The organism is Microbacterium xylanilyticum (assembly GCF_054654695.1).
This window is the reverse complement of sequence record NZ_BAAIEN010000002.1, coordinates 1,244,965-1,264,609: the sequence shown is the minus strand read 5'-3', so window position 1 is coordinate 1,264,609 and position 19,645 is coordinate 1,244,965. Positions and strand designations below refer to the sequence as shown.

20 protein-coding genes are annotated in these 19,645 nt (G+C 70.6%); 3 read left to right on the top strand and 17 right to left on the bottom strand.

Annotated features, from left to right (window positions below):
- Positions 1-33: 33 nt before the first annotated feature.
- Positions 34-1,149, top strand: coding sequence for an alanine dehydrogenase (ald, locus tag ACYQ1L_RS06500; RefSeq protein ID WP_460003418.1), 1,116 nt, complete (start codon positions 34-36; stop codon positions 1,147-1,149).
- Here the strand turns inward: ald and ACYQ1L_RS06495 are convergent.
- The 17 genes from ACYQ1L_RS06495 to prmC form a co-directional block, all read right to left on the bottom strand.
- Positions 1,121-3,982: an FtsK/SpoIIIE domain-containing protein gene (locus ACYQ1L_RS06495; protein WP_460003417.1), complete on the bottom strand. Its 2,862-nt coding sequence runs from the start codon at positions 3,980-3,982 to the stop codon at positions 1,121-1,123. The genes ald and ACYQ1L_RS06495 overlap by 29 nt on opposite strands.
- Before the next feature lie 57 nt (positions 3,983-4,039).
- On the bottom strand, positions 4,040-4,858 hold the full coding sequence (locus ACYQ1L_RS06490; RefSeq protein WP_460003416.1) for a PP2C family protein-serine/threonine phosphatase: 819 nt from the start codon (positions 4,856-4,858) through the stop codon (positions 4,040-4,042).
- A gap of 82 nt (positions 4,859-4,940) precedes the next feature.
- Entirely contained in the window at positions 4,941-5,912 is a 972-nt protein-coding gene (locus ACYQ1L_RS06485) for an aldo/keto reductase (protein ID WP_460003415.1), read from the bottom strand.
- Between the two features lie 109 nt (positions 5,913-6,021).
- Positions 6,022-6,792, bottom strand: a complete 771-nt coding sequence (locus ACYQ1L_RS06480) for a large exoprotein (protein ID WP_460003414.1) — start codon at positions 6,790-6,792, stop codon at positions 6,022-6,024.
- A 103-nt stretch (positions 6,793-6,895) separates the two neighbouring features.
- A complete protein-coding gene (locus ACYQ1L_RS06475) occupies positions 6,896-7,660 on the bottom strand; it encodes a YaaA family protein (RefSeq protein WP_460003413.1) in 765 nt (254 codons plus the stop codon).
- Positions 7,661-7,742: 82 nt separating this feature from the next.
- Positions 7,743-8,003: a F0F1 ATP synthase subunit epsilon gene (locus tag ACYQ1L_RS06470; RefSeq protein ID WP_159576379.1), complete on the bottom strand. Its 261-nt coding sequence runs from the start codon at positions 8,001-8,003 to the stop codon at positions 7,743-7,745.
- A gap of 2 nt (positions 8,004-8,005) precedes the next feature.
- Entirely contained in the window at positions 8,006-9,442 is a 1,437-nt protein-coding gene (atpD, locus tag ACYQ1L_RS06465) for a F0F1 ATP synthase subunit beta (RefSeq protein WP_460003412.1), read from the bottom strand.
- A gap of 23 nt (positions 9,443-9,465) precedes the next feature.
- Positions 9,466-10,365, bottom strand: a complete 900-nt coding sequence (locus tag ACYQ1L_RS06460) for a F0F1 ATP synthase subunit gamma (RefSeq protein WP_159576381.1) — start codon at positions 10,363-10,365, stop codon at positions 9,466-9,468.
- Between the two features lie 20 nt (positions 10,366-10,385).
- On the bottom strand, positions 10,386-12,026 hold the full coding sequence (gene atpA, locus ACYQ1L_RS06455; RefSeq protein ID WP_460003411.1) for a F0F1 ATP synthase subunit alpha: 1,641 nt from the start codon (positions 12,024-12,026) through the stop codon (positions 10,386-10,388).
- Between the two features lie 51 nt (positions 12,027-12,077).
- Entirely contained in the window at positions 12,078-12,866 is a 789-nt protein-coding gene (locus tag ACYQ1L_RS06450) for a F0F1 ATP synthase subunit delta (protein ID WP_460003410.1), read from the bottom strand.
- The gene (locus ACYQ1L_RS06445) at positions 12,866-13,420 is read right to left on the bottom strand and encodes a F0F1 ATP synthase subunit B (protein ID WP_460003409.1); all 555 of its coding nucleotides are present in this window, start codon (positions 13,418-13,420) and stop codon (positions 12,866-12,868) included. The genes ACYQ1L_RS06450 and ACYQ1L_RS06445 overlap by 1 nt, the downstream gene beginning before the upstream one ends.
- Positions 13,421-13,448: 28 nt before the next feature.
- A complete protein-coding gene (gene atpE, locus ACYQ1L_RS06440) occupies positions 13,449-13,685 on the bottom strand; it encodes an ATP synthase F0 subunit C (RefSeq protein WP_045251710.1) in 237 nt (78 codons plus the stop codon).
- A gap of 49 nt (positions 13,686-13,734) precedes the next feature.
- Positions 13,735-14,520, bottom strand: a complete 786-nt coding sequence (gene atpB, locus ACYQ1L_RS06435; protein ID WP_460003408.1) for a F0F1 ATP synthase subunit A — start codon at positions 14,518-14,520, stop codon at positions 13,735-13,737.
- A 139-nt stretch (positions 14,521-14,659) separates the two neighbouring features.
- Positions 14,660-15,175, bottom strand: a complete 516-nt coding sequence (locus ACYQ1L_RS06430; protein ID WP_460003407.1) for a Cg1360 family ATP-synthase-associated protein — start codon at positions 15,173-15,175, stop codon at positions 14,660-14,662.
- Positions 15,172-16,329 (bottom strand): MraY family glycosyltransferase, encoded by a 1,158-nt coding sequence (locus ACYQ1L_RS06425; RefSeq protein WP_460003406.1) that lies wholly within the window; start codon positions 16,327-16,329, stop codon positions 15,172-15,174. Before ACYQ1L_RS06425 ends, ACYQ1L_RS06430 begins: the two co-directional genes overlap by 4 nt.
- A 24-nt stretch (positions 16,330-16,353) precedes the next feature.
- Positions 16,354-17,028: an L-threonylcarbamoyladenylate synthase gene (locus ACYQ1L_RS06420; protein ID WP_460003405.1), complete on the bottom strand. Its 675-nt coding sequence runs from the start codon at positions 17,026-17,028 to the stop codon at positions 16,354-16,356.
- A 79-nt stretch (positions 17,029-17,107) separates the two neighbouring features.
- A complete protein-coding gene (prmC, locus tag ACYQ1L_RS06415) occupies positions 17,108-17,965 on the bottom strand; it encodes a peptide chain release factor N(5)-glutamine methyltransferase (RefSeq protein WP_460003404.1) in 858 nt (285 codons plus the stop codon).
- A 135-nt stretch (positions 17,966-18,100) separates the two neighbouring features.
- On the opposite strand from prmC, the gene cysK reads away from it, so the two are divergent.
- Positions 18,101-19,039 (top strand): cysteine synthase A, encoded by a 939-nt coding sequence (gene cysK / locus ACYQ1L_RS06410; protein ID WP_460003403.1) that lies wholly within the window; start codon positions 18,101-18,103, stop codon positions 19,037-19,039.
- Positions 19,039-19,623 carry a serine O-acetyltransferase EpsC gene (epsC, locus tag ACYQ1L_RS06405; protein ID WP_460003402.1) on the top strand — a complete coding sequence of 195 codons (585 nt, stop codon included), beginning with the start codon at positions 19,039-19,041 and terminating at the stop codon, positions 19,621-19,623. The genes cysK and epsC overlap by 1 nt, the downstream gene beginning before the upstream one ends.
- The last annotated feature ends 22 nt before the right edge of the window (positions 19,624-19,645 follow it).

The following is a 19,645-nucleotide window of genomic DNA, read 5'->3' as shown; positions in this document are numbered from 1 at the left end:
GCAAGCCCATCAGGGAAAAGGAAAGGAGCCACGATGAGGATCTCGGTCCCCAGCGAGGTGAAGAACAACGAGTTCCGCGTCGCGCTCACCCCCGCGGGTGTGCACGATCTGGCGCTCGCCGGTCATGAGGTTTTCGTGCAGTCCGGCGCCGGCGTCGGCTCCTCGATGTCGGATGACGACTACCGCGAGGCGGGAGCGACGCTGCTCGACGACGCGGACGAGGTCTGGGCGCGCGCGGAGCTGGTGCTGAAGGTGAAGGAGCCGATCGCCAGCGAGTACCACCGCTTCCGCAGCGACCTGGTGCTTTTCACGTATCTGCACCTCGCGGCCGATCGCGCGCTGACCGATCGGCTCGCCGAATCGGGCATGACCGCGATCGCCTACGAGACCGTGCAGCTGGCATCGGGCGCGCTGCCGCTGCTCGCCCCGATGAGCGAGGTCGCGGGTCGTCTCGCGCCGCTCGTCGGCGCGAACACGCTGATGCGCTCTCAGGGCGGGCTCGGCCTGCTGATGTCCGGCGTGCCAGGGACCCGTCCTGCGGTCGTCACGGTGATCGGCGGCGGCGTCGCCGGTGCCAACGCCGCGGTGATCGCGGCCGGCATGGGAGCTGACGTGACGATCTTCGACACCAACATCGCACGCCTGCGCTACCTGGACGACTTCTTCGGCGGCAGGGTCAAGACCGCCGCGTCGAACCCGCTGGACCTGCGCCGTGCCGTGGTCGGATCGGACCTCGTCATCGGATCGGTGCTGATTCCCGGCGCGAAGGCCCCGAAGCTGGTCACGAACGAGATGGTCGCCGAGATGCGTCCGGGCAGCGTGCTCGTCGACATCGCCGTCGACCAGGGCGGCTGCTTCGAGGACACCCACCCGACGACGCATGACGACCCCACGTTCCGGGTGCACGACACCGTGTTCTACTGCGTCGCCAACATGCCCGGCGCGGTGCCGAACACGTCCACCTCGGCGCTGACCAACGCGACGCTGCCGTACGTGCGCCAGATCGCGTCGCGCGGTTGGCAGGCGGCCCTGCGCGCCGACGCCGCACTGGCGGCCGGCCTGAACGTCACCGGTGGCAGGATCGCGAACGCCGGCGTGGCGACGGCGCACGATCTGCCCCTCACTCCGCTGGACGAGCTGCTGGGCTGACGTCGTCCCGCGGGGCGGGCAGGACCACGCGGGACGGCCTTCCGTCCACGCCCACGGTCCAGGCCCGCCCCGCGTGCGTCAGGGCGTACGGCGGGAGTTCGCGCACGCCGGCGAGCGTGCGCAGCTCCCGCCCCGCCTCGGCGACCACCACCGCCTCGCCGGTGCGCAGGATGCGCTGCCAGAGCGCGTACTGCCGCTGCCAGGCCTCCGCGTCGCCGACGAGCATCACGAGCTCCGCGCGCCCCCTCCCGCCGTCGGCCAGGACCACGGGGGCGCCGTCGACGAGCACCTGCACGACGCCCGGTCCGAACCGGGCAGCCAGCCCTTCGGCGGTGCGCGAGGGCGCCGGGCTCACCACGCCGACGAGGTCGGCCCGCGGGTGCCACCGTGGCACGCCCTCCTGCTGCGTGCCCGCCCCGTCGCCGCTATCCGCACCGCCCCGCCTGTCGGCGCCACCGTCGTCGGCGCCGCGTCGGTCGGGAAGGGCGAACTGCACCTCCACGCCGTCCAGCAGCCCTCTGCCGGGCGGGCGCGCGGGATCGTAGGAGCGCGGATCGCCCCCGGCGGTGAGGTGCTCGGTGCGGCTCGCGGCACGCAGGAGCACCCGCGTCGGCAGCAGGTCGGCGAGGGCGGAGAGCTGGGCCGTGCACCGGGAGGCGCTGAGCAGCACGGTGCAGTCGCGGTCGCCGGCGATCCGGAGCACCCGCTGCAGCCGCTCCAGCCATGCCGAGGCGTATTCGAGGGGGAACGCGGAGAGGTGCCGATCCACGTCGTCGACCGCCAGCAGCTGCGGCAGCGGACGGCGCCCGTCGGCCAGGTCGTCGAGCAGGGACCACGCCTCCTCCGGATCCCGCGGCAGCAGCAGCGCGTCCGGCACCTGTTCCACGGCGCTGCGCAGCAGGCTGCTCTTGCCGGATGAGGGACCACCGAACACCGCGAGACCACGATCCTCCCCCGCACGCAGAGCGCGGTTGACCTGGCGCTGCCGCTCCGGTTCGTCCGCGAGTCCCAAAAGGATCTCGCCGGGCGCGGCCGCCGGCAGCTCCGCGCGCTGCAGCCGTGCCGGCAGCGCGGGCAGCCACGGGCTGGCGGCGCGCACGTCACTCCGCCACCGAGCGCTGATCTCCGCGAGCTCCTCCGGGGCGGTGCGCGCGACCCGGAACGCCCCGGGCGCGGTGTCCTGCGCGCGGCGGACGTAGGCGAGCCCGCGTCCGGCGGGATCGCCCGGAAGTGCTGCCGCCTCGTCGGTGCCGATCATGGCCCGGCTGTCCGCGGCGTCGGTGACCCGCAGCGCGATCCGGAGCGGGCAGTTCGCGGCCAGCGCGTCTCGGATCACCCCGGTCGCGCGCTGCGTGCCCAGGATCAGGTGCATTCCCAGGGCACGCCCCCGCGCGGCGATGTCGGTGAACACCGCCGCGAGATCGGGATGCTCCTGCACCAGCGCGGCGTACTCGTCCACGACGATGACCAGCCGTCCGAGCGCGCCTCGGGCGTCCGCGATGCTGCGCGCGCCCTTCTCTGCCAGCACCGCTTCCCTGCGGCGCAGTTCGGCGCGCAGGCTGCGGACCCCGCGCTCGGCGCCGTCCGCATCGAGGTCGGTGATGACGGCGGCCACCTGCGGCAGCGACCGCAGCGGTTCGAACGCGGTGCCGCCCTTGAAATCGGCGAGCACGAAAGCGAGCTGCTCGGCCGAGTGCGCCGCCGCCAGCGCCGCCACCCAGCTCACCAGGAGCTCGCTCTTGCCCGCGCCGGTGACGCCGGTCACGAGCGCGTGGGGTCCGTCCGCCACGAGGTCGACGGCGACGGCTCCCTCGGCGTCGCGCCCGAGCGCCGCCGGCAGACCTGCCGACCCGACGGGGTCCGCGGAAGCGGTGCCCTCCCTCGGCGGCGTTGCGAGCACCTCGCGCAGGCCGACAGCCGCGGGGATGACCGCCTCCGCACCGCGCTCCTCGACGAGGTCGCGCACGATCTCCGCGGCCTGCTCGCGGGAGATGCCCTCGACGACGCAGTCGCGGATGCCCTCCGATGTGCGCAGGGCCGCGCTGGAGGGGTCCGTCACGTCGAGAACCGCGTGGTAGCCGGCCGGCGGCGGCGCTCCGGGCTCCCGCAGGCACAGGCGCGGGCCCGAGGGCGCCGTCCGCCCCAGCCCGGCGTGCACGACGACGCCCGCGCGGGATCCCCGCGCACGGGTGAGCTCGTCCAGCCCGAGCGCCGCCGCGCCGTCCCCGTCGAGACGGATCGCGCCGCCGGCGTGGCGCAGGCAGAGCTGCAGCAGCAGCGCGCGGGCGACCGCCGCCGCGACCGGCGCCGGCCCGCGCACGCACAAACCGTCCGACAGCGGCACGGTCACCGGGACGCCCGGAACGGTGCGATGCAGGGCGCGGAACCCCTCCGCCCGGTCCCCCGCGCCGGTGAAACGCAACGGGGAGGGTCCGTCGCCCCGCCCCACAGCGAGCTCCGTCCTCTCCGCGAACAGGATCGGCCTGGTGGGCGGATCGGCGAGGCACGCGGAGAGATCAGGGGTCGCCCGAAGCCGTCGCGCCCGTTCCTCCGCCTCCCGGACGGCGACCGTCTCCTGCACCCGCTCCCAGGCCTGCCCCTCCTCCGCCCGGCTCAGGCGCAGGGCCCGCCGGCGCTGGCGCAGGCCGTCCAGGAACGATCCCAGGATCATCACAGGGCCGAGCGCGGCGAAGCACAGCGAGAGCGGCGATCCGGTGACGGCGAACAGCACCACGCCGGACACCACCGGGACGACGGCGGCGATCAGGGGCAGCGAGCCGCGGCCGGGTGGTGCCGGGGGCGCGGGAAGGACGATCGTCTCGACGGTTTCCATGCCGCCATCCCATCGCCTCCGACGCGAGCGCAGGAGCCTGCTCGCGCGATCGGTGCGCTAGTCGACGGGAATCGGCGCTGTGGAGGACGAGTCCGAGCCGGCGGGGATCCGCCGCACGTCCACCACGATGATGGTCACGTTGTCGCGTCCGCCGTTCTCCAGCGCGGCGCTGAGCATCGCATCGACGGCGGCGTCCGGCGTCGGGTTGAGGCCGAGGAAGTGCTGGATCCCGTAGTCGGTGAGCTCCTTGGTGAGACCGTCGGAGCAGATCACGAAGCGGTCGCCGTCGTGCACGGCGAACTCGCGGTAATCCGGCGGCAGCGCCTCACTCACGCCGACGGCGCGGGTGATCACGTTGCTGTAGGGATGCCCCTCGGCCTCCTCAGGGCTGAGCCGCCCTGCGGTGATGAGCTCCTGCACGACGGAGTGATCGGTCGTGACCTGACTGAGCGCGCCGTCGCGGAGCAGGTACACCCGGGAATCGCCGATGTTGAGCGACACCCAGTGCGCGTCGTCGTCGATGACCGTGAAGAACACGCCCGTGAGCGTGGTCCCGGTGCCCTCGTCCGTGGTGTCAGGGTGCGAGGTGATGTCCTGCACGGCGGCGAGGAGCGCCGACTCGATGGTCGCCGCGGAGACCTCCCCGGCGCCGACCGCCTCCTGGAGCCGCGCGATGGTGCGCTGGCTCGCGATCTCACCGCCGGCGTGGCCGCCCATGCCGTCTGCGACGACGAAGAGCGGGAACTCGGCGAGCAGCGAATCCTGGTTGCTCTCCCGCCGGCGACCGGTGTCGGTCGCGCCCGCCCAGCTCAGGATGACCGTGTCGCCGGACGCCAGCGCGACCTCGCGCGTGTGCGCCGCAGAACCTTGGCTCATCGCGATCCTCCCTTTCCTCGGGCGATCGGAACGACCGCTGAAATCTCCCACATCGTAATGGATCCGACCGGCCTCACGCGGCTCAGACCGCCGGATCCGCCGGCAGCGGAAGCAGCGCGTCGATCGCGGCGATCTCCTCGGCCGTGGGCGTCCACGCGGTGCCGGCGCGGGCATTCGCCTCGATCTGCTCCGCGGAGGTCGCCCCGGCGATGACGGAGGCCACGCCGGGCTGCGCGAGCAGCCAGCCGAACGTCGCCTCCAGCATCGTGATGCCCCGTTCGTCGCAGAAGGCGCGGTAGGCGTCCAGCGCGTCCCACGGCGCGTCCTTCCAGAGGTGGGCCCTGGTGCGCATGATGCGGCTCTGCGCCGGGCCTCCCTCTCGCGTGAACTTGCCCGTGAGCAGTCCGTTGTGCAGGGGGAAGAACGGGAAGAAGCCGAGCCCGAACCGGTTCACCGCCGGAAGCACCTCGCGCTCCGCGGCGCGAGAGAGCAGCGAGTACTGATTCTGCGAGGAGATGAAGCGCGCGCTGCGCGACGCGCGCAGCTCTGCCTCCGCGATCTGCCAGCCGCTGAAGTTGGAGTGCCCGAAGTAGCGGATCTTCCCCTCCCGCACGAGCTCGTCGAGCGCGTCGAGCGTCTCCTCGATCGGCGTCAGCGGATCCGGCCAGTGCAGCTGGTAGAGATCGATCCAGTCCGTGCGCAGACGGCGCAGGGACTCGGCGACGGCCTTCCGGATATAGCGACGGGACCCGCGCGCGGCCGGGAAGTCGTACCCCATGTCCACGCCGGCGTAGCCGAACTTGGTCGCCAGCACGACGCGATCGCGGCGTCCTTCCAGTGCCTCCCCCATCAGGGTCTCGCTGAGGCCAGGATCCTTGCCGTAGATGTCAGCGGTGTCCAGGAAGGTGACGCCGTGATCGATCGCCGCATCCAGGACCTCTCGCGTGCCCTGCAGCGTCTCCGTCGCCGTTCCCGCCCGTCCGAAGTTGTTGCATCCGAGTCCCACAGCGGAGACCAGGAGGCCGGACGATCCGACTCGACGTTCAGCGCTCATGCCTCCAAACTACAGGCCATGTTCGTACAGGCCATGTTCGGCTGCGCGGGTCGGCACCCCGGGGACGCGGGAAGCCCCGGTCCGGGGACCGGGGCTTCCGAGAACGGCGTCAGGCCGGGGGCTGCTCACCTGTGGCAGGCGCGTCCGGGTTGGCGGCCGGCGGTGCCGGCGGTGCCGGCGGCGCGGGCGGTGCCGGCGGCGTCGCCGGAGGAGCGGCCGGCGGCTGGAACGTCGGCGCCTGCGGCGCGACCGGAGCCTGCGGGGCTGCGGGCTGGCCGTAGTCCGGCTGCGGCGGGGCGTAGCCCTGAGCGGCCGGCGGCTGGTAGCCCTGCGGGGCGCCGTAGCCTGCGGCCGGAGCCTGCGCGGACGGCTGCACCGGGACGCCCTGCCACACCGTGCGGTCGCCGAAGAATCCGTTGCCGGCCCAGGAGGCAGGAGCGATGTTCGGGTTCCAGCGCGACTTGTCGAACGCGTTGATGCCGAGCCAGATCAGCGACGTGAGTCCGCCCGTGACCGCGCCCGCTGCGTAGAGAACGACCCATGCCGCGCTCTTCTGCAGCTTGAGCCCCACCCGCCAGGCGGCGATGGAGAGGACCACGAACGACGCGATCCCCGTCAGGTAGTTCAAGATCGGGATGATCGACGCGACCATCAGGATCAGAATCAGCCACGGCGACATGTCGCCGAGCTTGAGGAAGATCATCTGGTTGTAGACGGGCACCCATGCGCGCCATTTGCCCTGCACACCGGCCTTCTCGAAGATCTTCATCAGGAAGATGGAGCCGATGACGTACACGATGACGATCAGGATCAATGCGAAGAAGAAGATGCCGAGGGCAGCTGCGACGCTTGCGCCGCTGTCGTATCCGTAGTCGTTCATTTTTCCCTCCGGGAAATGATGGTGATGCGATGCATCGGGCGCTATGAGGAGCGAGGAGCGCCGACGCGAAAACCCTACCGTGTCCTCCCACCGAATTCACAGACTATTTGCGGGCTGTCGGCTGATCCGTGACCAGATCCAGGATTCCGGAATCCTCGGTGGCGCGGAGCTCGATCCCCGAGCGTGACGCCCAATTCAGCAGGCTCCGTCGCGATGCGATCTTCGGCCGCTCCTGTGCGAGCCGGCGGATGAGAGCGCCCTTCGCATGCTTGTTGAAGTGGTTCAGCGCCCTGCCCTGGGCGGTGACGACCCGCACATACGCCGAGGGCACCTCGGCCGGCACGGGTCCGAGCCCGACATAGGCCTCTGAGCGCAGGTCGAGCACGAAGCCGGGATCCGCCGCCGCGAGCTCGGCCGTCACCGCGTCGGCCCAGAGCCGGCGCAGCGCGGGAAGCCCCGGTACGGAAGCGGCCGCGCCGAGACGGTACGAAGGGATCACGTCCAGCGCGCCGACCGGGCCGAACGGCGCGGAGTGGATCCGCACGTGCGCGCCGAGCCACCGCCGGGCATAGCCGTCGAGCGAGGCGGCATCCAGCGCGTCGAACAGCACGCCGGTGTACCGGTCGACGGCCGGCATGACGGGACCGTCGCCGAGGGACGCGTTGTCGCGCACCGCGTCGGCGAGCTGCGTGTCGCTGAGCTTGAGCACCCGCCGCGTCGCCTCGGGATCCGCCGCGAGCGCCGCGAGCGCTTCACGCACCCGGGCGCGCTGCGGGAGCAGGCCGGGCAGCGCCCATGCCGCGGGATCGGCGGGGCCCCGTCTCCCGCCCGGGCGCTTGGTCTCGCTCGGGGGCAGCAGAATCATCATGGGCGGACTCCTCGGGGCGCAGGGCGGGGAAACGCGAGCGCCGGACCCCCGAAGGGATCCGGCGCCGGCGTGAGGTGGTGGATCAGGCGACAAGCGCCGCGTTGCCCGCCACGATGGTCAGGGAGTCGCCCTCCATCGAGACGAAGCCGTCACGCGCGCTGGCCAGCACCTTGGTGCCGTCCAGCTGCGTGATGCGGACCTGCCCCTCGGCGAGGATGGCCAGCACGGGCTCGTGCCCGGCCATGAAGCCCAGCTCGCCCTCGACGGTCTTCGCGACGACGAGGCTGGCCTCGCCGGTCCAGACCTCCGCGTCGGCGGAGACGAGGCTGACGTGCAGCGCCATGATCAGGCGTTCTCCTTCTGGATCTGCGCCCACTTCTCCTCGACGTCCGAGATCGGGCCGACGTTGAAGAAGGCCTGCTCGGCGACGTGGTCGAAGTCGCCGCGGCAGATCGCGTCGAACGACTCGATCGTGTCCTTGAGCGGAACCGTGGAGCCCTCGACACCGGTGAACTTCTTCGCCATGTAGGTGTTCTGGGACAGGAACTGCTGGATGCGGCGCGCACGGGCGACGACGATCTTGTCCTCTTCGGAGAGCTCGTCGACACCGAGGATCGCGATGATCTCCTGCAGCTCCTTGTTCTTCTGCAGGATCTGCTTGACCGTCGTGGCCACGCGGTAGTGGTCCTCGCCCAGGTAGCGGGGGTCCATGATCCGCGACGTCGAGGTCAGCGGGTCGATCGCCGGGTACAGACCCTTCGAGGCGATCTCACGCGAGAGCTCGGTGGTCGCGTCGAGGTGCGCGAAGGTGGTCGCCGGAGCCGGGTCGGTGTAGTCATCGGCCGGCACGTAGATCGCCTGCAGCGAGGTGATCGAGTGACCGCGGGTCGAGGTGATGCGCTCCTGGAGCACACCCATCTCGTCGGCGAGGTTCGGCTGGTAGCCCACCGCGGACGGCATGCGGCCGAGCAGCGTGGAGACCTCGGATCCGGCCTGCGTGAAGCGGAAGATGTTGTCGATGAAGAGCAGCACGTCCTGCTTCTGCACATCGCGGAAGTACTCCGCCATGGTCAGCGCGGACAGCGCGACACGCAGACGCGTCCCCGGCGGCTCGTCCATCTGGCCGAAGACGAGGGCGGTCTTGTCGAAGACGCCCGCCTCCTCCATCTCGCCGATGAGGTCGTTGCCCTCACGGGTGCGCTCACCGACACCGGCGAACACCGACACACCGCCGTGGTCCTGCGCGACGCGCTGGATCATCTCCTGGATGAGGACGGTCTTGCCGACGCCCGCGCCGCCGAACAGGCCGATCTTGCCGCCCTGCACGTACGGGGTCAGCAGGTCGATCGACTTGATGCCGGTCTCGAACATCGTGGTCTTGGACTCGAGCTGGTCGAAGTTCGGCGCCTTGCGGTGGATCGGCCAGCGCTCGGTGACCTCGATCTGCTCGCCGGGCGCGGCGTTGAGAACCTCGCCGATCACGTTGAAGACCTTGCCCTTGGTCACGTCGCCGACGGGAACCGAGATGGGCGCACCGGTGTCGCGCACCTCCTGGCCGCGGACGATGCCGTCGGTCGGCTTGAGGGCGATGGCGCGGACGAGGTCGTCGCCGAGGTGCTGCGCGACCTCGAGCGTGATCTCGGTCGACTCGTCGCCGATCGCGATCGTCGTCTTCAGCGCGTTGTAGATGTCGGGGATCGCATCGTGCGGGAACTCGATGTCGACGACCGGGCCGGTGACGCGAGCAACGCGGCCGACGACCGTCGTAGCAGTGTCAGTCATATTTCGTCTCTCTCCTGAGGGTCTTACTTGCTCGACGCCAGGGCGTCGGCGCCGCCGACGATCTCGGCGATCTGCTGCGTGATCTCCGCCTGGCGCGCGTTGTTGCGCAGGCGGGTGTAGTCGGTGATGAGCTTGTCGGCGTTGTCGCTGGCCGACTTCATCGCCTTCTGCGTCGCGGCCTGCTTGGCGGCGGACGACTGCAGGAGGGCGTTGAAGACGCGGCTCTGGATGTACACCGGCAGGATCGCGTCGAGCACCGTGGCCGCATCCGGCTCGAACTCGTACAGCGGGTAGACCGCGGTCGAGGTGTCGGACTCGTCCGCCTCCGCAATCTCCAGCGGGAGCAGCCGGACCGTCTCCGGCGACTGCGTCATCATGCTGACGAAGCGGTTGTAGACGAGGTGGATCTCGTCCACGCCGCCCTGGTCGCCACCGCGCGCGAAGGCCTCCAGCAGGGTGGCCGAGATGGCCTCCGCGGTGTGGAAGGACGGCGTGTCGGTGTCGCCGGTCCACTCCGCCGCGGCGTCGAGCCCGCGGAACTGGAAATAGCCGACGGCCTTGCGGCCCACCAGGTAGAACACCGGCTCGCGACCCTCGGAGCGCAGCAGCTCGGCGAGCTCCATGCCCTCACGGAGGATCTGCGAGTTGAAGGCGCCCGCGAGGCCGCGGTCCGACGAGAAGATCACGACCGCGGAGCGGCGGATGTTCTCGGGCTCACGGGTGAGCGGGTGGTCGACGTTGGAGTGCGTGGCCACGGCGGAGACGGCTCGGGTCACGGCTCGCGCGAAGGGCGACGACGCGTTGACGCGCGCCATCGCCTTCTGGATGCGCGAAGCCGCGATGAGCTCCATCGCCTTCGTGATCTTCTTGGTCGTCTGAGCAGAAGAGATCTTCTGCTTGTAGACCCGGAGTTGTGCGCCCATATCGGAAGACTCCCCCGCGCTTACGCGCGGCGACCCTTGACGATCTTCTCCTGGTTCACGTCCTCGGCGTCCGCGGCACTGTGCTCCTCGTGACCGGGAGCGCCGATGCCGTGGCCCTTGCCGCCCTGAAACTCGAGGATGAAGGCGTCGGTCGCCTTCTCCAGCTCGGCGACGGTGTCGTCGTCGAGGACGTTCGTGTCGCGGAGCTTGGTCAGGACGTCGGTGTTGCGACGCAGGTGGTCGAGCAGCTCGCGCTCGAAGCGCAGCACGTCCTCGACCTCGATCGTGTCGAGCTTGCCGTTGGTGCCGGCCCAGATCGAGACGACCTGGTCCTCCACCGGGTACGGCGAGTACTGCGGCTGCTTGAGCAGCTCGGTCAGGCGAGCACCACGGGCGAGCTGACGACGCGAGGCCTGGTCGAGGTCGGACGCGAACATCGCGAACGCCTCGAGCGACCGGTACTGCGCGAGCTCCAGCTTCAGCGTTCCGGAGACCTTCTTGATCGACTTGACCTGGGCGTCACCACCGACGCGGGACACCGAAATGCCCACGTCGACAGCCGGACGCTGGTTCGCGTTGAACAGGTCGGACTGCAGGAAGATCTGGCCGTCGGTGATCGAGATCACGTTGGTCGGGATGTATGCCGAGACGTCGTTGGCCTTGGTCTCGATGATGGGCAGACCCGTCATCGAACCGGCGCCGAGCTCGTCGGACAGCTTCGCGCAGCGCTCCAGCAGGCGGGAGTGCAGGTAGAAGACGTCACCGGGGTACGCCTCGCGGCCCGGCGGACGGCGCAGCAGCAGCGACACGGCACGGTAGGCCTCGGCCTGCTTCGACAGGTCGTCGAAGATGATCAGGACGTGCTTGCCGCCGTACATCCAGTGCTGGCCGATGGCCGAGCCGGTGTAGGGGGCGAGGTACTTGAAGCCGGCCGGGTCGGACGCGGGGGCTGCGACGATCGTCGTGTACTCCAGGGCGCCGGCCTCTTCCAGCGCGCCCTTGACAGAGGCGATGGTCGAGCCCTTCTGGCCGATCGCGACGTAGATGCAGCGGACCTGCTTGTTGACGTCGCCGGATTCCCAGTTGGCCTTCTGGTTGATGATCGTGTCGATCGCGATCGCGGTCTTGCCGGTCTGGCGGTCGCCGATGATGAGCTGGCGCTGGCCGCGGCCGACGGGGATCATGGCGTCGATCGCCTTGATGCCGGTCTGCATCGGCTCGTGGACGCTCTTGCGCTGCATGACGCCGGGCGCCTGCAGCTCTAGCTCGCGGACGCCCTCCGTGGCGATGGCGCCGAGACCGTCGATCGGGTTGCCGAGCGGGTCCACCACGCGGCCGAGGTAACCGTCGCCGACGGGCACGGAGAGCACCTCGCCGGTGCGGGTGACCTCCTGGCCGGCTTCGATGCCGGCGAAGTCGCCGAGGACGACCACACCGATCTCGTGCTCGTCCAGGTTCAGCGCGAGTCCCTTGGTGCCGTCGGCGAAGGTCACGAGCTCGTTCGCCATGACGCCGGGCAGTCCCTCGACGTGCGCGATGCCGTCCGCGGCGTCGATGACGGTGCCGACCTCGGTCGCCGTGCCGGACGTCGGCTCGTACGCGGCGACGAAGTCCTTCAGCGCGTCACGGATGACGTCGGGGCTGATCGAAAGTTCTGCCATTGTCTTCCCTTTGTATACAGGTGCGCGGCCTTACCGCGCGAAGTTCGTTTGTCAGCCCGCGAGCTTCTGCCGGAGATCGGCGAGGCGGGCGGCGATGCTGCCGTCGATGACGTCGTCCGCGACCTGCACGCGCAGGCCTCCGACGACGGCGGCGTCGAGCACCTCGTTCAGCGCGACCCGACGGCCGTAGCGGCCGGTCAGCACCGTGCGGAGACGGTCGCGCTGCTGCGCGGTGAGCGGCCGGGCGGTGCGCACGGTCGCGACGATGCGGTCGCGCTGCGCGGACACGATGCGCATGGCCCGGCTCAGCAGCCGGCGCACGCGACGTCCCCGCGGCAGACGCACCAGGGACGTGACGATCAGCGACGTCGCAGGGTGCAGGCTCGACCCGACCAGCTTCTGCAGGAGTGCGGCCTTGCCCTCGCCGCCACCCAGGCGGCTGCCCAGGGCCAGCTCGAGGTCGGCGTTGTCGGCGACCAGACGCGAGACCGAGAACAGCTCGCCCTCGATGTCGGCCTCGGGCGATGCGATCGCCGCGGCGCGCACAGCGAGCTCCTCCACACCGTCGACCAGGTCGGCGGCGGAGGACCAGCGCTGCGAGGCGGCCGTGGTGAGCACGCTGCGCGCAGCCTCGGAGGCGCCGGCGAACACCCGCGACACCAGGGCGGCGCGGGCCTCGACGGGGGCAGCGGGATCGGCGAGCGCGCCGCTCAGCGCGGAGGACTCACCGATCAGGCGCGTGGCGGAGAAGAGCTCTCCGGCGACGTCGAGGGTGATCCCCTGCGCGGCGGTCAGAGCGCTGCTCGACGCCGTGAGGGCCTGAGCGGTCGCGCTGCCCATTACTTCGCCGCCTCGGAAGCCTCGAGGTCCGCGAGGAAGCGGTCCACGACGGCCGTCGCGCGTGCGTCGTCGGAGAGGGTCTCGCCGACCACACCGCCGGCGAGGTCGAGGGCGAGGCCGCCGACCTCGTTGCGCAGCGAGACGAACGCCGTCTGACGCTCCGCCTCGATCTGCGCGTGTGCGGCGGCGGTCAGACGCGCGGCCTCGGCCGCAGCGGTCTCCTTCGCCTCGGCGACGATCTTCTTGCCGTCCTCGCGGGCGGTCTCACGGATCGTGCCGGCCTCGGTGCGGGCCTCGGCGAGCTGGCGGGTGTACTCCGCCAGGGCGGCCTCGGCCTGCTTCTGCGCCTCGTCCGCCTTCGCGATGTTGCCCTCGATGGCCGCAGAGCGCTCGTCGAGCATCTTCGTGAACCGCGGAAGGGCGTAGAACCACACCACGAGCAGGATCACGACGAACCACAGCGCCGACCAGACCAGGTCGTACCACGCGGGCAGGAGCGGGTTGTGCGCCGCCTCACCCTCGGCCGCGAGGTTCGTGACAAGAGCGTTCAGCATCCTGTCTCCTTCGGGATTCGGGTGCGGATTACGGGAAGGGGATGAAGCCGACGGCGATGCCGACGAACGCGAGCGCCTCGGTGAAGGCGATGCCGATCCACATCAGAACCTGCAGACGACCGGCCAGCTCGGGCTGGCGGGCGACACCCTCGATCGTCTTGCCGACGACGATGCCCACGCCGATGGCCGGGCCGATGGCAGCGAGGCCGTAGCCGATCGCCGCGAGGTTGCCGTTGACTGCTGCGAGAACCGTAGTAGCGTCCACGGATTTTTCCTTTCGTTGTGGGCGGCGGTCTCGCCGCCCGCAGGGGTTGTCAGTGCTCTTCTGCGACCGCGAGCTGGATGTAGACCGCGGTGAGGACGGTGAAGACGTAGGCCTGGAGGACGGCCACCAGGATCTCGAAGACCGAGAAGGCGCCGCCGAAGGCGAGGGTTCCGACACCGAGCGCGGCCCAGCCGCCGCCGGCGGTGAAGAAGAAGAACGCGGTGGCCGAGTAGCACAGCACCAGCAGCATGTGACCGACGACCATGTTCATCAGAAGACGCAGGGTGAGGGTCACCGGGCGGATGATGAAGGTCGAGATGAACTCGATCGGCGTGACGATGATGTACACCGGCCACGGCACACCGGCCGGGAAGAGCGCGTTCTTGAAGAAGTTCTTCGGGCTCTTCTTGATGCCCGCGTAGATGAAGGTCACGTAGCTGACCACCGCGAGCAGCAGGGGCACGCCGATGATGCTCGTGCCGGCGATGTTCAGCCCCGGGATGATGCCCGTGATGTTCATGAACAGCGTCATGAAGAAGATCGTGGTGAGGATCGGCAGGAACCGGTCGCCGTCCTTGCGGCCGAGCAGGTCGTGCGCGATGCCGCCGCGGACGAAGCCGAGACCCATCTCCACGACGCTCTGGAACCGTCCGGGGACGATCTTCATCCGGCGTGTGCCGAGCACGAGGATCAGCACCACGGCGACGACGGAGACGAACTGGACCAGGTGGATCCGGTGGACCGGGACGCCGAACGCGTTGAAGAGGATCTCCGGGAAGAACTCGTCCATCGACGGGCCGTGGAAACCGCTGTCGTCGGCCAGTCGAGGAATCATGGTCGCAGCAAGATTAAACAGCGCGGGCTCCAACTTCGGGGCACCGGGGGCTACCGGGGCGTCGGTCGATGTGCTTCACAGCGCAGCGCTCGCGAAACGAGCGGGCTCACGCACCAGCCTATCAGACATGTGAGTTCCCTTAATCCGCGTCACGACCGCGATCGGAGGGGTTGCGCTCCCCCGCCGAGGGCGCGACATCATCGGGTGCGACGGTCGGCAGCGAGGTGTCGCTGACGTGCGGGAGACGCATCTTCAGGAACACCACGCCGTCGATCGCGAGCGAGACCAGCACCCCTGCCAGCAGCGACCAGAAGAAGACCACCGGCTCCAGCCAGGGCTGTCCCCGCAGCACCAGGATCAGGACGACGAACAGTCCCAGTTTGAGGAACCAGCCGCCCATCACGATCGCGAAGAACAGCTGCACGTACAGCTCCTGACCGAACCACCGGTTGGCGATGAGGATGCTCCCGGCCGTGATCGCGCCGAACACCACCGCGATGAGCGCGCCGATCAGCCCGCTCCACACGCCGGGCGCGCCCTTCAGCGCCCCGCCGACGACGCCGGCGATCGCTGCCAGCACGACGGCGGCCACTCCGGAGGCGATCAGCGCCGTGCGCAGGATCGGGGTGCTGGTGACGGGGCTCGCGGAGCTCATTTCGGTTCCTTCTCGGGGACGTTCCGCGGCGCGCGCGGACGCGACGGGATGAGGGTGACGATCAGGCACGCTCCGGCGCCGACGACGCCGAACACCACGCCCGCGGCGTACTCGCCGTACCAGCCCTCCCGCGAGCCGATGTACATCAGCAGCACGGCGAGGGAGATGACGGCGGTCCACGCGTAGAAGATCAGCACGGCGTCGCGGCCGCGGTGGCCGAGGTCGAGCATGCGGTGATGCAGGTGCTTGCGATCCGGGGAGAACGGCGACTTCCCGGCCCCCATGCGCCGCAGCACGGCCAGCCCGAAGTCGAGCAGCGGCAGCAGCACCACCACGACGGGGAGCAGGATCGGGATGAACGCGCCGAGCAGCTGCGAGCGCCCGATCTGCGCATTGGCCAGCACCGTCGGGTTCAGCTGCCCGGTGATCGCGACGGCGCTGGTGGCCATGAGCAGGCCGATCACGAGAGCACCGGAGTCCCCCATGAACAGCTTCGCCGGGGTCCAGTTCATCGGCAGGAATCCGATGCAGGCGCCGATGAGCATCGCGGCGATGAACGGCGCGAGGCTGAAGTAGCTGGACTGGCCGATGTCGCGGGCGATGATGTAGGAGTACGCGAAGAACACGCCGTTCGCGATGAGGCACACGCCCGCCACCAGACCGTCGAGTCCGTCGATGAAGTTGACGGCGTTCATCACGATCACGATCGCGAACATCGTGATCACGATGCTCAGCCAGCTGGATCCGATCACGGGCTCCGCCAACGGCAGCGATGCGATCTGCAGGCCGCCGACGATCGTGACGAGGCCGGCAGCGATGAACTGGGCGCCGAGCTTGATCATCCAGTCCAGGTCCCACAGGTCGTCGATGACGCCGACGACGGCGATGAGCAGCACCGCGCCGAGCACGGACCACATGGTCTGCGGCTGCGCCCAGATGATGTGGAAGAACGGGCTCGCCGCGCTCGCGGCGAACGCCGCCAGGATCCCGAGCAGCATCGCCACTCCCCCGAGGCGCGGCGTGGGGGTGGTGTGCACGTCGCGTTCGCGGATGCCCTGGTACAGCTTGAAGCGGTGGCTCAGCTGCCACACCACCCACGAGCACGCGAGGGTCACGGCCGCCGTGAGGATCACGGTGAACAGGTACTGCTTCACGTCGTCGCTCTCATCCGAGGACCGTCAGGACGGCTCTTCGAGCAGATCCCCGAGCACCGCGACGAGGGCGTCGCGCGAGATCGCGCCCTCGCGGAGCACCCGCACCTTGGCGTCGTCGCCGCCCGGGCGCACGAGCGACGTGGCGTCGACGATCGTGGAGGCGACGCCGCCGGTCGCCGGGCCCGCATCGAGGTACACCGAGACGCTGTCGCCGAGCATGCTCTGGGCGGCCTCGGCGTCCACGGCGGCGGGACGGCCGGTGAGGTTCGCACTGGAGACGGCGAGAGGGCCCGTCTCCTCCAGCAGTGCGAGCGCGACCTTGTGGTCGGGCATGCGCACCGCGACGGTGCCGTGGGTCTCCCCGAGATCCCAGACCAGCGACGGCTGCGACGGCAGCACGATCGTGAGGCCGCCCGGCCAGAACGCGTCGACGAGACGCTGCACGGGCTCGGGCACCGTCTCGACGAGGGCGGCGAGGGTGGCGGTGCTGCCGACGAGCACGGGCGGCGGCTGCTGGCGCCCCCTCCCCTTCGCATCGAGCAGGCGCTGCACGGCTGCGGGGCTGAACGCGTCGGCGCCCACGCCGTAGACGGTGTCGGTGGGGAGCACGACCAGCTCGCCCCGGCCGATCGCGAGACGTGCCTGGCGCATGCCGGTGAGGATCTGATCCGCGTCGCGGCTATCGAAGAGGGAGGACATGACCGGCCCAGTCTACGGGGCGAGGCCTGCGCGCCGCTGAGCGCGGCACGCGAGCGGCCTCGGCGCGGACAGCCCGGGACTACGGCCGGATCGCCGTCGTGGCGCGATCGCGGCGGGTGAGGTCCTGGTGCGTGGCGGTCGCCCCCCAGCCGTCCGCGGCGAGCAGCTCGCGGATCGCGGCGCCCTGCACCTCGGCGTGCTCCAGCACCAGCGTGCCGCCCGGGTGCAGCAGCGCCCAGGCGCGCCGGCTGATGGCGCGCACCACGTCGAGCCCGTCCGGGCCGCCGTAGAGCGCCATCGCCGGGTCGAACAGGCGCACCTCCGGGTCGCGCGGGATCGCGTCGTCCGGCACGTACGGCGGGTTGGAGATCACCACGTCGACGGTGCCGTCGAGCTCGCCGAGCGTGTCGCGGAGATCGCCCAGCACGAGCGCGAGGTTCGGCTGACCGGCGGTGTTGCGCTGAGCCCAGGCGTGCGCCTCCGGCGACAGCTCCACGGCGTGCACCCGTGCGTGCGGGACCTCGGTCGCCATCGCCAGGGCGATCGCCCCGGAACCCGTGCACAGGTCGACGCCGACCGGCTCGGGCGAGGCCGCGGCGAGCAGTGCGTCGATCGCGAACTGCGCGACGATCTCGGTCTCCGGCCTCGGCACGAACACTCCGGGTCCGACCGCCAGCTCGAGGTGGCGGAAAGGCGCCGTGCCGGTGAGATGCTGCAGCGGCTCGCGCGCCGCGCGCCGCGCGACGAGGGCGTCCAGCGCCTCCGCCTGCGCCTCGTCGAGCGCGTCGCCGCGGATCGTCGCCGCCTGCACCGCCCCTCGCCCCGCGCCCAGGACGTGCCCGGCGAGCAGCTCGGCGTCCACGGCGGGATCGAGGACGCCGGCCTCGGCGAGGGCGTTCACGGCGCGGCGGAGGGCTTCGGCGAGCGGCACGGACATAGACGTCCAGCGTAATGCGGGCGTCACATTCACCGTGCGCACCGATGGCGGTCCTAGGCTGTGCACGATCGTGTCCTCCTCCATCGGGACGGGCTCATCGCCCCCCGACGCAGTGCGCCCATCGAAAGGTCCGTCATGGCAGGCATCCACTCCGACATCACCAGCACGTTCGGCAACACCCCGCTCGTCCGGCTGAACCACGTCACCGACGGCCTCGACGCCACGGTGCTCGTCAAGCTCGAGTCGTTCAACCCGGCCTCGAGCGTCAAGGACCGCATCGGCATCGCGATCGTCGACGCCGCAGAGGCGTCCGGCGAGCTGAAGCCCGGCGGCACGATCGTCGAGGCGACCAGCGGCAACACGGGCATCGCGCTGGCCATGGTGGGCGCCGCCCGCGGCTACCGCGTGATCCTGACGATGCCGGCGTCCATGTCGAAGGAGCGGCGGGTCCTCCTCAAGGCGTTCGGCGCCGAGCTCGTGCTCACCGACCCGACGCTCGGCATGAAGGGCGCGATCGAGGAACTGCAGAAGATCATCGCGGAGACCCCGGGCGCCGTGTGGGCTCGGCAGTTCGAGAACGCCGCCAACCCGCAGATCCACCGCGAGACCACCGCGCAGGAGATCCTGCGCGACACCGACGGCGCCGTCGACGTCTTCATCGCCGGCGTCGGCACCGGCGGCACGGTGACGGGCACCGGGCAGGCGCTCAAGGCCGCGAACCCCGCGGTCAAGGTCTACGCCGTCGAGCCCAAGGACTCCCCCCTGCTCAGCGAGGGCCGCGTCGGACCGGCGAAGATCCAGGGCATCGGCCCGAACTTCGTGCCGGAGATCCTCGACCGCGAGGTGATCGACGAGGTCCTCACCGCCGAGTTCGACGAGTCGCTCGCGACCTCCCGGGACCTCGCCGCCAAGGAGGGCCTGCTCGTGGGGATCTCCGCCGGCGCGGCGGTCGCCCAGGCGCTCAAGGTCGCGGCCCGCCCGGAGAACGCGGGCAAGACGATCGTCGTGATCGCGCCCGACACGGGCGAGCGCTACCTGTCCACCGCGCTGTTCGAGGACCTGCGCGAGGACTGATGCCGAACCCCGACATGTCGTGGATCGGGCGGATGCGCGAGGACGTCGCGTCCGCCCGACTCCGCGACCCCGCCGCCCGCGGCGGACTCGAGATCGCCCTGCTCTACCCCGGCCTGCACGCCATCTGGGCGCACCGGCTGAACCACGCGCTGTGGACCCGGGGACTGCGCTTCCCGGCGCGGATGGGCTCGCAGGTCGCCCGGTGGCTCACCGGCATCGAGATCCACCCGGGCGCGCGGATCGGGCGCCGGTTCTTCATCGATCATGGCATGGGCGTCGTGATCGGCGAGACGGCGGAGATCGGCGACGACGTGATGCTGTACCACGGGGTCACCCTGGGCGGCCGCACCCGCGACGCCGGCAAGCGCCACCCCACGCTCGAGGACGGCGTGCTCGTGGGCGCAGGCGCCAAGATCCTGGGGCCTGTGGTGATCGGAGCACGGTCGGCGATCGGCGCCAACGCCGTGGTGACCAAGGACGCCCCGGCCGACTCCGTGCTCACCGGGGTCCCTGCCCGTGCGAGGCCGCGTGTCGAGGGAGAGAGCACGGCCCGGATCCTCTCCGTGCCGGAATACTCGATCTGAGCGGAACGCCCGGGATCCGCGT

Excerpts from the sequence above, each read along its gene's own strand:
- ACYQ1L_RS06445 (WP_460003409.1), bottom strand. The coding sequence starts at position 13,420 with ATGCTGAACGCTCTTGTCACGAACCTCGCGGCCGAGGGTGAGGCGGCG.
- atpD (WP_460003412.1), bottom strand. The coding sequence starts at position 9,442 with ATGACTGACACTGCTACGACGGTCGTCGGCCGCGTTGCTCGCGTCACC.
- ACYQ1L_RS06420 (WP_460003405.1), bottom strand. The coding sequence starts at position 17,028 with ATGTCCTCCCTCTTCGATAGCCGCGACGCGGATCAGATCCTCACCGGC.
- atpB (WP_460003408.1), bottom strand. The coding sequence starts at position 14,520 with ATGATTCCTCGACTGGCCGACGACAGCGGTTTCCACGGCCCGTCGATG.
- ACYQ1L_RS06475 (WP_460003413.1), bottom strand. The coding sequence starts at position 7,660 with ATGATGATTCTGCTGCCCCCGAGCGAGACCAAGCGCCCGGGCGGGAGA.
- ACYQ1L_RS06495 (WP_460003417.1), bottom strand. The coding sequence starts at position 3,982 with ATGGAAACCGTCGAGACGATCGTCCTTCCCGCGCCCCCGGCACCACCC.
- ACYQ1L_RS06485 (WP_460003415.1), bottom strand. The coding sequence starts at position 5,912 with ATGAGCGCTGAACGTCGAGTCGGATCGTCCGGCCTCCTGGTCTCCGCT.
- ACYQ1L_RS06430 (WP_460003407.1), bottom strand. The coding sequence starts at position 15,175 with ATGAGCTCCGCGAGCCCCGTCACCAGCACCCCGATCCTGCGCACGGCG.
- ACYQ1L_RS06480 (WP_460003414.1), bottom strand. The coding sequence starts at position 6,792 with ATGAACGACTACGGATACGACAGCGGCGCAAGCGTCGCAGCTGCCCTC.
- cysK (WP_460003403.1), top strand. The coding sequence starts at position 18,101 with ATGGCAGGCATCCACTCCGACATCACCAGCACGTTCGGCAACACCCCG.
- ACYQ1L_RS06450 (WP_460003410.1), bottom strand. The coding sequence starts at position 12,866 with ATGGGCAGCGCGACCGCTCAGGCCCTCACGGCGTCGAGCAGCGCTCTG.
- prmC (WP_460003404.1), bottom strand. The coding sequence starts at position 17,965 with ATGTCCGTGCCGCTCGCCGAAGCCCTCCGCCGCGCCGTGAACGCCCTC.
- ACYQ1L_RS06470 (WP_159576379.1), bottom strand. The coding sequence starts at position 8,003 with ATGGCGCTGCACGTCAGCCTCGTCTCCGCCGACGCGGAGGTCTGGACC.
- ACYQ1L_RS06490 (WP_460003416.1), bottom strand. The coding sequence starts at position 4,858 with ATGAGCCAAGGTTCTGCGGCGCACACGCGCGAGGTCGCGCTGGCGTCC.
- epsC (WP_460003402.1), top strand. The coding sequence starts at position 19,039 with ATGCCGAACCCCGACATGTCGTGGATCGGGCGGATGCGCGAGGACGTC.
- ACYQ1L_RS06460 (WP_159576381.1), bottom strand. The coding sequence starts at position 10,365 with ATGGGCGCACAACTCCGGGTCTACAAGCAGAAGATCTCTTCTGCTCAG.
- atpA (WP_460003411.1), bottom strand. The coding sequence starts at position 12,026 with ATGGCAGAACTTTCGATCAGCCCCGACGTCATCCGTGACGCGCTGAAG.
- ald (WP_460003418.1), top strand. The coding sequence starts at position 34 with ATGAGGATCTCGGTCCCCAGCGAGGTGAAGAACAACGAGTTCCGCGTC.